This window comes from Aromatoleum aromaticum EbN1 (genome assembly GCF_000025965.1).
GTDB lineage: Bacteria > Pseudomonadota > Gammaproteobacteria > Burkholderiales > Rhodocyclaceae > Aromatoleum > Aromatoleum aromaticum.
This window is the reverse complement of the sequence record NC_006513.1, coordinates 2,326,010-2,337,393: the sequence shown is the minus strand read 5'-3', so window position 1 is coordinate 2,337,393 and position 11,384 is coordinate 2,326,010. Positions and strand designations below refer to the sequence as shown.

Below are 11,384 nucleotides of genomic sequence, written 5' to 3'. Positions count from 1 at the left end.
GCGACGCCACCGCCTGGCGCAGCTGCCGTCGCCGATGAAGTTGCTGATCGTCGCCGTCGGCACGCGCATGCCGGCGTGGGTCGAGGCCGGTTTCGGCGAGTTCGCGCGACGGATGCCGCGCGAATTGCCGCTGCAGCTCGTCGAAGTGAAGGCCGAGCCGCGCACGACCGGCAAGACCGTCGAGGCGATGATGGCGGCCGAAGCGACACGCATCGAAGCGGCGCTGCCGGCGCGCTGCCGGCGCGTGATCCTCGACGAGCACGGCGCCGACCTGACGACGATGGCACTCGCACGCCGCCTCGAAGCCTGGCAGGCCGGCGGCGAGGACGTCACGCTGATCGTCGGCGGCCCGGACGGATTGTCGCCCGCGTTGAAGGCGACGGCGCACGAACGCCTGCGTCTGTCGAGCCTGACGCTTCCGCATGCGCTGGTCCGCCCGCTCCTTGCCGAAGCCTTGTATCGCGCGTGGAGCGTGCTGAAGAACCATCCCTATCATCGCGAGTAGCCGCGTGAACGATTGCCGCGCCGCCCGGCGGGGCTGCGCGCGGTAGAATTTCCGCCCACCTGCATATACCCGGCGCTCCGACACCAATGAAGCCCATTCAAGCCCGTATCTACCTTGCATCGCGCAGCCCGCGCCGGCGCGAACTGCTGCGCCAGATCGGTGTTCAATTCGAGCTGTTGGCGTTTCGCGGCGGCGAGCGCGGCAAGGACGCGGATGTCGACGAAACCCCGCACCCCGGCGAGCCCGTCGAACGTTACGTCGAGCGCCTCGCGCTGACCAAGGCCGAAGCGGGATGTCGGCGCCTGCAATGGCGTTCGCTGCCGCATCACGCCGTCCTGGGCGCCGACACGACGCTCGAGCTGGAGGGCCAAATCATCGGTAAACCGGTGGACGCCTCCGACGCCGCGGCGATCCTGCACCAGCTGTCGGGACGCACGCACCGTGTGCTGACCGCGGTCGCGCTGAGCGACGGCAGTCGCACGCGCAGCCGGACGAGCATCAGCGAAGTGCGTTTTCGTCCCCTCGACGACGACGAGATACGCCACTACGTCGCCACCGGCGAACCCATGGACAAGGCCGGCGCATACGGCATCCAGGGGCGGGCGGCGCTGTTCATCGAGGAGATCCGCGGCAGCTACACTGGAATCATGGGCCTGCCGCTGTTCGAAACCGCCCAGCTGCTCGAAAGCTTCGGCTATCCTTTGTAGCCGCCGGCGGCTCGCCTGCGGGGCGCGATGGGCAATGCGCAATCGATGACGCTGCGATCATCGATTGCGCATTCCCCATTACCGGTTTTCCCAATGAGCATCGAATTTCTCATCAACTTCACGCCGCAGGAGACGCGCGTCGCGATCGTCGAGCAGGGCGTCGTTCAGGAACTGCACGTCGAGCGCACTGCCAGCCGCGGCATCGTCGGCAACATCTACCTCGGCCGGGTCGTGCGGGTGCTGCCCGGCATGCAGTCCGCGTTCATCGACATCGGCCTCGAGCGCACCGCCTTTCTTCATGTCGCCGACATCTGGAGCGATCGCCACAACGGCGACGCCGGGCGGCCGATCGAGCGCATCCTCGCCGAAGGTCAGAACCTTACGGTACAGGTGCTGAAGGACCCGATCGGCACCAAAGGCGCGCGCCTGTCGACGCAGATCAGCATCGCCGGGCGGTTGCTCGTGTACCTGCCGCAGGAAAAGCACATCGGCATCTCGCAGCGCATCGAGGACGAATCCGAGCGCGAGGCGCTGCGCGAGCGCCTGACGCGACTCGTGCCGGCGGACGAAGCCGGCGGCTTCATTGTCCGCACGATGGCCGAATCGGCTTCCGACGACGAACTCGGTGCCGACATCGGGTACCTGCGCAAGCTGTGGAGCGAGATCCGCAACAGCGCGACCGGGCGTTTTCCGCCGAGCCTGCTGTACGAAGACCTCGGCCTCGGCCAGCGCGTGCTGCGCGACCTCGTCGATGACGACACTTCGCGCATCCTCGTCGATTCGCGCGAGAACCACCAGAAACTCACCGCTTTCGCCGCCGAGTACAGCCCCAAGGTGCTGCCGCTGCTCGAGCACTACAGCGGCGAGCGGCCGCTGTTCGACCTGCACAACGTCGAGGACGAGATCCAGAAAGCGCTTGCGCGGCGGGTCAGTCTCAAGTCCGGCGGCTACCTCATCATCGACCAGACCGAAGCGATGACGACCATCGACGTCAACACCGGCGGTTTCGTCGGCGCGCGCAACTTCGACGACACGATCTTCAAGACCAACCTCGAGGCGGCGCAGACGATCGCCCGCCAGCTGCGCCTGCGAAACCTCGGCGGCATCATCATCATCGACTTCATCGACATGGAAAACGTCGAGCATCGCGACATGGTGCTCGACGAGTTCCAGAAGGCGCTCGCGCGCGACCACACCAAGATGACGGTAAACGGCTTCACCGCGCTCGGCCTCGTCGAAATGACGAGAAAGCGCACACGCGAGTCGCTCGCCCATCTCCTGTGCGAACCCTGCCCGACCTGCGACGGCCGCGGCGAAGTCAAGACCGCGCGCACCGTGTGCTATGAAATCCTGCGCGAACTGCTGCGCGAGGCGCGCCAATTCAACGCGCGCGAGTTCCGCGTGCTCGCCGCACCGAACGTCATCGACCTCTTCCTCGACGAGGAATCCCAGTCGCTCGCGATGCTGTCGGACTTCATCGGCAAGCAGATCTCGCTGCATCCGGAAGCGAGCTACTCTCAGGAACAGTTCGACATCGTGCTGCTGTGAGTCGTGCTGCGCCTCCGGCCGCCGAGCCGACACCGCAACGCTACGCGAGCGCACTGCGGCGCTACTTCGCGGCGACGCGCCCGGCCTTCCTCAGCGTCACGCTCGCCGGTTGCCTGATCGGGCTTGCCGCGGCGCATGCCGACGGCGTCGCGCTGGATGGGCTGCGCGCAGTGGTCACGGTGCTGTTCGCGCTGCTCGCGCATGCCGGCGCGAACGTGCTCAACGACTATCACGACGCGGTCACCGGCGCCGACGCGGCGAACTCGGAGCGCATCTATCCGTTCACCGGCGGCAGCCGCTTCATCCAGAACGGCGTGCTCACGCTGCGCGAGACAGCGGCATTCGGCTACGCGCTGTTCGCACTGGTGATCCCGCCCGGACTGTGGCTCGCGCTCGGCGCGGGCGCCGGCCTGATTGCGATCGGATTGGCCGGACTTGTGCTCGGCTGGGCGTATTCGGCGCCGCCGCTCAAGCTCGCGAGCCGCGGAGTGGGCGAATTCGCCGTCGCGGCGTGCTGGCTGCTCGTCGTGGTCGGCGCCGATTTCGTCCAGCGCGGCGCGTTCGCCTGGACGCCGGTCGCGGCCGGCGTGTCGTTCGCGCTGCTGGTCGCGAACCTCCTCTACATCAACCAGTTCCCCGACTGCGCCGCAGACGCCGCAGCAGGCAAGCGCACGCTCGTCGTGCGCCTCGGCGCCGACACCGCGAAATGGGGCTATTTCGCCATCGCGCTGGTCGCCTACGGCTGGCTCGTGCTGCAGATCGGGCGCAACAACCTGCCCCAGGCGTGCGCGGCCGCAGCCCTGACGCTCGTACTGTCGCTGAACGCCGCGCGGCTGCTGCGCGAGCACGCTGCAGAGCCTGGCGCACTCGCCCCGGCGATCAGGCTGACGATTGCCGCGACGAACCTGCACGGCCTGGTACTCGCCGCAACGCTCGCGTTCGGCGCCCGCGGCTGACCGGGTACAACTCCCAGATATCCGGACCTCCACCCATGATCGGACGCATCACCGGCATCCTGCTGGAAAAGAACCCGCCGCAGATCGTCGTCGACACGCACGGCGTCGGCTACGAAATCGACGTGCCGATGAGCACGTTCTACGGCCTGCCGGCGACCGGCGAGTCGCTCTCGCTGTTCACGCATCTGGCGATCCGCGAGGACGGGCATTTCCTGTACGGCTTCGCGAGCGCCGACGAACGCGCGGCATTTCGCCAGCTGCTGAAAGTCTCCGGCATCGGCGCGCGCACCGCGCTGTCGGTGCTCTCCGGCCTGTCGGTCAGCGACCTCGCCCAAGCGGTCGCGCTGCAGGAAACCGGCCGCCTCGTGAAAATTCCCGGCATCGGCAAGAAAACCGCCGAGCGCCTGCTGCTCGAACTACGCGACAAGCTCGGCAGGGCGCTGCCAGGCTTCGGCGCGAGCACGGTTCCCGGCGCCGCAGCGCAGCCCGCGGATAGCCGCAGCGACATCCTCAACGCGCTGCTCGCGCTCGGCTACAGCGACAAGGAAGCGCAATCGGCGCTGAAAGCGATCCCGCCGGAGACGGGCGTCTCCGACGGCATCCGCCAGGCGCTGAAGCTGCTGTCGAAAGCCTGAGGCGGCGAAACCACGCGAGTTTCGCCGCACGGGCCGCTCAGGCTAAACTCTCGCGATGATCGAAACCGACAAACTGCAGGCCCCGCGGGTGATTTCGGCGCAGACTGCCGACCGCCAGGAAGACGTCGTCGAGCGCGCGCTGCGGCCGAAGCGGCTGGCCGAATATGTCGGCCAGGCAAAGATCCGCGAACAGCTCGAAATCTTCATCCAGGCGGCGAAGAACCGCCACGAGGCGCTCGACCACGTGCTGCTGTTCGGCCCACCGGGCCTGGGCAAGACGACGCTCGCGCACATCGTCGCTGCCGAGATGGGCGTGAACCTGCGCCAGACTTCGGGGCCGGTGCTCGAACGGGCAGGCGACCTCGCCGCACTGCTGACGAACCTCGAACCGCACGACGTGCTGTTCATCGACGAGATCCACCGCCTGTCGCCGGTCGTCGAGGAAATCCTTTATCCGGCACTCGAGGATTTCCAGATCGACATCATGATCGGCGAAGGGCCTGCGGCGCGCTCGGTCAAGCTCGACCTGCCGCCTTTCACGCTGGTCGGCGCGACGACGCGCGCCGGGATGCTGACGAACCCGCTGCGCGACCGTTTCGGCATCGTGGCGCGGCTCGAGTTCTACACGCCGCACGAGCTCGCATACATCGTCGGGCGCTCCGCCGGCCTGCTCGATGTCGCGATCGACGACGCCGGAGCGGTCGAGATCGCGCGGCGCGCCCGCGGCACGCCGCGGATCGCGAACCGGCTGCTGCGCCGCGTCCGCGACTATGCGCAAGTCAAAGCCGACGGCGACATCACCGCCCCCGTCGCCGACGCCGCGCTGCTGATGCTCGACGTCGATCACCTCGGGCTCGACCTGATGGACCGCAAGCTGCTCGGCGCGATGCTCGAGAAGTTCGGCGGCGGCCCGGTCGGCCTCGACAACCTCGCGGCCGCGATCGGCGAGTCGTCCGACACAATCGAGGACGTGCTCGAACCGTACCTGATCCAGCAGGGCTACCTGCAGCGCACGCCGCGCGGGCGCATCGCGAGCGCATCGATCTGGCAGCATTTCGGCCTCGCCTTTCCCCGCCGCGCCGGCGACGAAAGCGCGGAGCTGTTTTCCGCTCCCTGAACGCTCGCAATGCGCACGTTCCAGGCTCTGGCGATCGTGCTGTGCGTGTTCGGCGCGATCCACCTGCTGCAAGGGCCGACGTTCTTCTGGCCCGATCGCTTCGATCCGTCCCGCGGCGTGCTTCTCGGCGGCCTGTCGTCGCGGCTGCTCGGCGGCGGCCGGCCTGCGCCGCGTCGCTGGCAGGGGCGGTATTTCCTGCTGGTCGTGCTCGCGCTGGGTCTGGTCAGCGCTGCCTTCACGACGGGCGAGCGCGGACCGAACCCGGACTGGCGCGCGCCACCCGGCGAACGCGCTCAGCCGACCTGAATCGCGAGCCCCTTGAGGTATTCGCCTTCGGGCGCTGCAAGGCCGACCGGGTGATCGGCGGACGCGGACAGGCGATGCAGGATACGCGCATCGACGCCAGCGTCGCTCGCCGCGCCGGCGACGATTTTCTGGAACAGTTCGAGGCCGATGCCGCCCGAACAGGAGTACGTCATCAGTATCCCGCCGGGATTGAGCAGGCGCAAACCGAACAGGTTGATGTCCTTGTACGCGCGCGACGCCCGGTCAGCGTGCGCCGCGGACGGTGCGAACTTCGGCGGATCGAGCACGATCAGGTCGAAACGCCGCCCCTCGCTTTTCAGTACGCGCAAGGCCTCGAACACATCGGCCTGCAGCCATTCGGCGCGGCTCGCGTCGAGTTGCGGATTCATCGCAAGATTGCGTCGCCCCGCGTCGAGCGCCGGGCCGGACGAGTCGATCGACAGCACAGACGTCGCGCCGCCGGCCAGCGCCTGCAGCGAGAATCCCCCGGTGTAGCAGAAGCAGTTCAGCACGCTGCGCCCGGCCGCGAACAGACCCGTCAGGCGGCGGTTGTCGCGCTGGTCGAGGTAGAAACCGGTCTTGTGGCCACTGATGACATCGACTTCCATGCACACGCCGTTCTCGACGATCGTCAACACGTCCTGCGGCAGCTCGCCGTGCACGCAGCCGGTCTTCGGCCCGAGCCCTTCGAGGCCGCGCACGTCGGAATCGGAGCGCTCGTATACCGCTGTGCAACCGGTCGCCTGCACCAGCCCGGCAACGATCGCATCGCGCCATTTCTCGGCGCCGGCGCTCGTCAGCTGCACGACAGCGACGTCGCCGAAGCGGTCCGCGATGACGCCGGGCAGGCCATCCGACTCGCCATGGATCAGCCGCACTCCGCTCTCGTCGGCGAGCAGCGGATGCGTCGCCCGGCGCGCGACCGATTCGGCGACGCGGCGCTTGAAGAACGCATGGTCGATCGTGATGTCGACAGCGAACGACCACATCCGGGCGCGGATCTGCGATTCCGGCGACCACGCCGCGCGACCGAGGAACCGGCCGTCAGCGGCGACGACCTCGACGGTGTCGCCCGGCCGCGCGCGCCCGTCGAGGCGGGCCACCGAACCGGCGAAAACCCATGGATGACGACGCAGGAGCGAACGCTCCTTGCCGGGATTGAGGACGAGCTTGGACATCGGAAGGCGGACCGCAGGGAGATGAGTCAGGCGTGAGAGTGTAAGGCGAGCGGCGCCGGCTCGCCAGCGCCACCGCCTCAGGTCTTGTCGGGGTCTGTCCGGTCCCAGGCGTGCTTCAGCCTCCGCACGCGATCCGCGGTTTCGAGGAACTCCGGCAGATCGCGCGAGCACAGGAGCGAGCCGAAATGCTTCAGTGCCTGCGGCGTGAGGTACAGGTGCCCGTTCTGCTGCTTGCGGATCCAGCCCAGCTCGACGAGGCGCCCGATCTTGCGCCGGACCGTCTCGCGCGGCAAGCCGGTGGCAGCAGCGATCGAATAGGCGTTGCACGGCCGCAGCCGGGACATATGCGCCTCGTCGGATTCGCCCTCGGTCTCGTCTGCCGTGAGGCGATCGCTTTCATCGTCGTGTTCGAGCGCGCCGATGTTGTGCAGCGCGATCTCGCCCAACAGGATCGGCAGGAGGATGTCTCGCTCGAACTCCTCGAACAGGCGCCTGAGGCTGCGAATCTGGTAGCGGGCGAGCAGGATCGCGGCATTGCGCAGCATGGAAACGCGGGTCCGCACGGACCCCTCGTCAGGGCTGTCGGGCGCATCGGCGCCAGGAGTTTCAGGATCAGGAATGTCTGGCATTGCTGCCTTGCTCCCACAGCCTGCAGCACCGGGCCCGAGGGAGGATTTGTTAAGAGATGTTTCAGGATAACTGAACGGCCGCAAACGATCCGAGATCTCGCTGCCCGGTTTGGGTAAAAAGTCACGAACGACTGTTGATTCCCCATGCGGCACCCGTTGCAGCGGTGGCCTCCGGGACGCCCATTCAGCCCGTCGCAGGTTCGGTGCTTCCTCGCGCGGCGGTGTGCCCCGTCGTGTACCTCGACCCGATGCGGAAGGGGACGCATGGAGAATCGGCGAGCTGCGGAGGCTCGCGGGGTCCGGATCGTTCCTGCGGCGCCGGGCCTCTCCGGCCCGCGGCGCTCACCTTCAGCCGAGCTGGTGCCGCAGAGCGGCCACGACCAAGTCGCCGATGCGCGCAAGGTACAGCGTTCCCATCCCGGGGTAGAAGCGCTCGGCCTCTTCGCTGCCGAACGCGAGCAGGCCGAGCACCTGGTCGCCGCGGCGCAGCGGCACCAGCGCCACCGAACGGATATGACAGGCAGCGGGGCCGAACCAGTCGATTACTTCGAGATTCGCCGGCGCGCCGCAATACGGGTGGCTCAGGTCGGTGGCGAAAAAGCGCAGCTCTTCGGTCACCGGCGAAAAATCCTCGCCTTCGTGCGACTGCGCGTTGGCCCATACCCGCAGCGCAACGTTCGGCACCGAAAAGTTGTCACGCACATTTTCGAGCAACGCAAAACGCAGGGTGTCGTAATCTTCGGCTTCGACCAGCGCCAGCGCCAGGCGATGGACTTTTTCGCCGATCTCGTCGTTTTCCTCGCCGTAGCGAATCAGTTCGGCGAGCTTGCTTTCGAGTTGCCGGATCTTGTCGCGCAGCGCATGCAGCTGCCGCTCGGCCAGCGAGATGGCCTGTCCGCCGTGCGGATGCGGAACGGTCAGCTGCGTGAACAGTTCGCCATGGTCGGCGAGAAAGTCCGGATGTTCCTTCAGATAGCGTGCGACATCAGCGGCATTCATGGAAAAGCTGCTCCCCGTGAGGCACATGCGCGCCTCCTCGTATTCGTTGCAATGAGCAAAACCGTTCGGTCGAAGTCGCTCAGTCGACGTCGATTTCACCCGCGAAAACAGTCACCGCCGGGCCTGTCATCAGCACCGGCTGCCCCGGCCCTTCCCACGCGATATCGAGTTCTCCGCCCCGCGTCTCGACGCGCACCGGCGACTGTGCGAGTTCGCGCAGGATCACGGTCACGACTGCCGCGCAGGCGCCGGTGCCGCAAGCAAGCGTTTCTCCCGCACCGCGCTCGAACACGCGCAGGCGGATGCGGTGGGCATCGACGACCTGCACGAAGCCGGCATTGACGCGCGCGGGAAAGCGCGGATGGCGTTCGATCAGCGCTCCCTGCGCCGCGACAGGTGCGGCGTCGACATCGGCGACGACCTGCACTGCGTGCGGGTTGCCCATCGACACCGCGGTGATCGCAACAGTTTCCCCGCCGACGTCGAGTGGCTGCACGATCGCATCGGAGTCCGACACGAACGGCACGCGCGCGGGCTCGAGCACCGGCACGCCCATATCGACCGTCACGAGACCATCGTCTTCGAGTTGCGGCGCAATGATGCCGGAGCGCGTCTCGACGCGGATGCGACGCTTCGCGGTGAGCCCCTGCTCATGCACGAAACGCACGAAACAGCGCGCGCCATTGCCGCACTGCTCGACTTCGCCGCCATCGGCGTTGAATATCCGGTAGCGGAAATCCACGTCCGGGCGGGTCGCTTCCTCGACCACCAGCAGCTGGTCGCAGCCGATGCCGAAATGGCGATCGGCAAGACGGCGGACCTGCTCGGGCGTCAGGTCGACAGACTGGCGGATGGCGTCGATAACGACGAAATCGTTGCCAAGGCCGTGCATTTTCGTGAAGCGCAGAGACATGGGAAATCGCAGCTCGGGTGGATGCAGGGGAAGCGGTGGTTCGCCGAATTCTGGCTCAGCCGCCGCGGGACGTCCAGCGACAGCACGCTGTACGCATTCTCAGTACGGTCGCGCCTCGCCCGGCGGGCGTGTCTTGAAGCGCCGGTGCACCCAGTAATACTGCTCGGGCATCGTCCGCACCACGGATTCGATCCAGCGGTTCATCGCTGCGGTATCCGCTTCGGCGTCCGTCGTCGGAAAATCCTGCCACGGCTCGCCGAACTCGACGACATAGCCGCGCCCGCCGGGCAGCATCCGCGTCACGCACGGCACCACCGCCGCACCGGCGAGCCGCGCAAGCCGCGACAGCCCGGTGATCGTCGCCGCCGGCACGCCGAAGAACGGCACGAACACCGCGTCCTTGCGGCCATAGTCCATGTCGGGCAGATAGTAGAAAGGGCGCCCGGCCTTCATCGCCTTGACCGTGCCGCGCACGCCGTCCTGGCGCGACAGCAGGCGCTGGTCGCCGAAGCGGCTGCGGCCGTGGAACAGCCAGCGGTCGAACACCGGGTTGTTCTGCTGCGCATAGATGCTGACGGAATCGAAATCCATCGCGACGCGCGAGCCGCCGGTGTCGAGGCCGACGAAGTGCGGCGCGAGCAGGATCACCGGTCGTCCCTCGTCGAGCAGCGCCCTGACCCGCTCGGCGCCGTCGAGCCGGATGAGGTTCATCAGCCGCCGCTGGCTCCCCCACCACAGCAGGCCGCGCTCGAGCAGGCTGCGCCCGACCGCGCGAAAATGCGCGCGCGCGAGCCGGCGCCTTGCCGCGTCGTCGAGTTCCGGAAAGCACAACCCGAGGTTGACCGCGACGATATGCCGCCGCGAGCGCGCCAGCCGGTACAGCACCTCGCCGACCGCCTGGCCGAGGAATGCCAGCACCGGCAGCGGCAGCCAGTGCAGCAGCCAGAACCCGGCGACTGCGGCATGACTCGCAATGCGGCTCAGTGCATTGCTCAGCATTGCGCGTCACCCGGCGGAAGCGGCACGCCCGAAGGACGCTTGTAGCGGTTGTAGCCCCACAGGTACTGCGCCGGGCATGCAAGCACGAGACGTTCGATCTCGCGATTGATCGCCGCGCAGCGCTCTTCGAGCGAGCCCGCGATCGGTTCCACGGGTTCGGAAAGCCGCAACACATAGCCTGCCCCGTGCGGCAGCCGCTCGGTCCACACCATCACCACCTTGACGCCTTTCACTTCGGACAGGCGCGCCGCGAGCGTCATCGTCCACGCCGGCCGGCCGAAGAACGGCGCCCACACGCCTTCGCCTTCGGCTGGCGCCTGATCCGGCAGCATGCCGACCATCTCGCCGCTGCGCAGCGCCTTGACCAGACGGCGCACACCGGACACATCCGCCGGGGCAACACGGATCGCGCCGCGCGCACGCCCGGCTTCCATCAGCGGGCGCAGCGCCGTCTTGCGCGGCGGGCGGAACAGCACCGTGATCGGTCCGTGCGTCGAACAATACTGCGCGCACATCTCGAAGCAGCCGAGGTGCGCAGTCAGCAGCAGCACGCTGGCGCCCTCGGCCTGCGCCCAGGCGATCAGCTCCTGCCCTTCGACCCGCACGATGCGCCCCAACACCTCGTCCTGCGGACGCAGCCATACGAAAGGCAGTTCGAGCGCCTGCCGCCCCGCTTCGGCGACCGCCGCGTCGCGTAGCGTGGCATCGCGGCGCCCGGTCGCCTGGGCGAGATTGTCCTCCAGGCGACGACGGTATGACGGTGAACAGCGCCAGATGGCCCAGCCGGCCCAGCCGCCGAGCCGATGCAGCCATGACAGCGGCAGGCCGGCAAGAATGCGGAATGACAGATTGACGAGGAAGGTCACGCGAAGAGGTCACATCGAGGAGAGCA

Annotated in this window: 13 protein-coding genes; 7 read left to right on the top strand and 6 right to left on the bottom strand. The window is 67.6% G+C overall.

Annotated elements, in window-relative coordinates; translation table 11 throughout:
• Positions 1-34: 34 nt before the first annotated feature.
• From rlmH to EBN1_RS11130, 7 genes are all read left to right on the top strand, one after another.
• Positions 35-505: a 23S rRNA (pseudouridine(1915)-N(3))-methyltransferase RlmH gene (rlmH, locus tag EBN1_RS11160; protein WP_011238060.1), complete on the top strand. Its 471-nt coding sequence runs from the start codon at positions 35-37 to the stop codon at positions 503-505.
• An 86-nt stretch (positions 506-591) separates the two neighbouring features.
• On the top strand, positions 592-1,212 hold the full coding sequence (locus tag EBN1_RS11155) for a Maf family protein (RefSeq protein WP_011238059.1): 621 nt from the start codon (positions 592-594) through the stop codon (positions 1,210-1,212).
• A gap of 93 nt (positions 1,213-1,305) precedes the next feature.
• Entirely contained in the window at positions 1,306-2,760 is a 1,455-nt protein-coding gene (rng, locus tag EBN1_RS11150) for a ribonuclease G (RefSeq protein WP_011238058.1), read from the top strand.
• Entirely contained in the window at positions 2,757-3,716 is a 960-nt protein-coding gene (locus EBN1_RS11145; protein ID WP_011238057.1) for a prenyltransferase, read from the top strand. Before rng ends, EBN1_RS11145 begins: the two co-directional genes overlap by 4 nt.
• A 35-nt stretch (positions 3,717-3,751) precedes the next feature.
• Positions 3,752-4,351 carry a Holliday junction branch migration protein RuvA gene (gene ruvA, locus EBN1_RS11140; protein WP_011238056.1) on the top strand — a complete coding sequence of 200 codons (600 nt, stop codon included), beginning with the start codon at positions 3,752-3,754 and terminating at the stop codon, positions 4,349-4,351.
• Between the two features lie 55 nt (positions 4,352-4,406).
• Positions 4,407-5,468, top strand: a complete 1,062-nt coding sequence (gene ruvB / locus EBN1_RS11135) for a Holliday junction branch migration DNA helicase RuvB (RefSeq protein WP_011238055.1) — start codon at positions 4,407-4,409, stop codon at positions 5,466-5,468.
• Between the two features lie 9 nt (positions 5,469-5,477).
• Positions 5,478-5,774 (top strand): hypothetical protein, encoded by a 297-nt coding sequence (locus EBN1_RS11130; RefSeq protein ID WP_041646232.1) that lies wholly within the window; start codon positions 5,478-5,480, stop codon positions 5,772-5,774.
• Here the strand turns inward: EBN1_RS11130 and EBN1_RS11125 are convergent.
• The 6 genes from EBN1_RS11125 to EBN1_RS11100 form a co-directional block, all read right to left on the bottom strand.
• Complete coding sequence (locus EBN1_RS11125; protein WP_011238053.1) at positions 5,762-6,952, bottom strand: class I SAM-dependent rRNA methyltransferase; 1,191 nt, start codon at positions 6,950-6,952, stop codon at positions 5,762-5,764. The two genes, EBN1_RS11130 and EBN1_RS11125, sit on opposite strands and share 13 nt — an antisense overlap.
• 77 nt (positions 6,953-7,029) lie before the next feature.
• Complete coding sequence (locus EBN1_RS11120; RefSeq protein WP_157866607.1) at positions 7,030-7,497, bottom strand: IclR family transcriptional regulator; 468 nt, start codon at positions 7,495-7,497, stop codon at positions 7,030-7,032.
• A gap of 432 nt (positions 7,498-7,929) precedes the next feature.
• Positions 7,930-8,580, bottom strand: coding sequence for a DUF484 family protein (locus tag EBN1_RS11115; protein WP_041647169.1), 651 nt, complete (start codon positions 8,578-8,580; stop codon positions 7,930-7,932).
• A gap of 79 nt (positions 8,581-8,659) precedes the next feature.
• Positions 8,660-9,493, bottom strand: coding sequence for a diaminopimelate epimerase (gene dapF / locus EBN1_RS11110; protein WP_011238050.1), 834 nt, complete (start codon positions 9,491-9,493; stop codon positions 8,660-8,662).
• 99 nt (positions 9,494-9,592) lie between these two features.
• Positions 9,593-10,492, bottom strand: coding sequence for a lysophospholipid acyltransferase family protein (locus EBN1_RS11105; RefSeq protein WP_011238049.1), 900 nt, complete (start codon positions 10,490-10,492; stop codon positions 9,593-9,595).
• A complete protein-coding gene (locus EBN1_RS11100; protein WP_011238048.1) occupies positions 10,486-11,358 on the bottom strand; it encodes a lysophospholipid acyltransferase family protein in 873 nt (290 codons plus the stop codon). The genes EBN1_RS11105 and EBN1_RS11100 overlap by 7 nt, the downstream gene beginning before the upstream one ends.
• Positions 11,359-11,384: the final 26 nt, after the last annotated feature.

What these genes read in the sequence shown, in the direction of transcription:
- EBN1_RS11115 (WP_041647169.1), bottom strand. Translation starts at nt 8,580, where the DNA reads ATGAATGCCGCTGATGTCGCACGCTATCTGAAGGAACATCCGGACTTT.
- rlmH (WP_011238060.1), top strand. Translation starts at nt 35, where the DNA reads ATGAAGTTGCTGATCGTCGCCGTCGGCACGCGCATGCCGGCGTGGGTC.
- rng (WP_011238058.1), top strand. Translation starts at nt 1,306, where the DNA reads ATGAGCATCGAATTTCTCATCAACTTCACGCCGCAGGAGACGCGCGTC.
- ruvB (WP_011238055.1), top strand. Translation starts at nt 4,407, where the DNA reads ATGATCGAAACCGACAAACTGCAGGCCCCGCGGGTGATTTCGGCGCAG.
- EBN1_RS11105 (WP_011238049.1), bottom strand. Translation starts at nt 10,492, where the DNA reads ATGCTGAGCAATGCACTGAGCCGCATTGCGAGTCATGCCGCAGTCGCC.
- EBN1_RS11155 (WP_011238059.1), top strand. Translation starts at nt 592, where the DNA reads ATGAAGCCCATTCAAGCCCGTATCTACCTTGCATCGCGCAGCCCGCGC.
- EBN1_RS11120 (WP_157866607.1), bottom strand. Translation starts at nt 7,497, where the DNA reads ATGCTGCGCAATGCCGCGATCCTGCTCGCCCGCTACCAGATTCGCAGC.
- dapF (WP_011238050.1), bottom strand. Translation starts at nt 9,493, where the DNA reads ATGTCTCTGCGCTTCACGAAAATGCACGGCCTTGGCAACGATTTCGTC.
- EBN1_RS11125 (WP_011238053.1), bottom strand. Translation starts at nt 6,952, where the DNA reads ATGTCCAAGCTCGTCCTCAATCCCGGCAAGGAGCGTTCGCTCCTGCGT.
- EBN1_RS11130 (WP_041646232.1), top strand. Translation starts at nt 5,478, where the DNA reads ATGCGCACGTTCCAGGCTCTGGCGATCGTGCTGTGCGTGTTCGGCGCG.
- ruvA (WP_011238056.1), top strand. Translation starts at nt 3,752, where the DNA reads ATGATCGGACGCATCACCGGCATCCTGCTGGAAAAGAACCCGCCGCAG.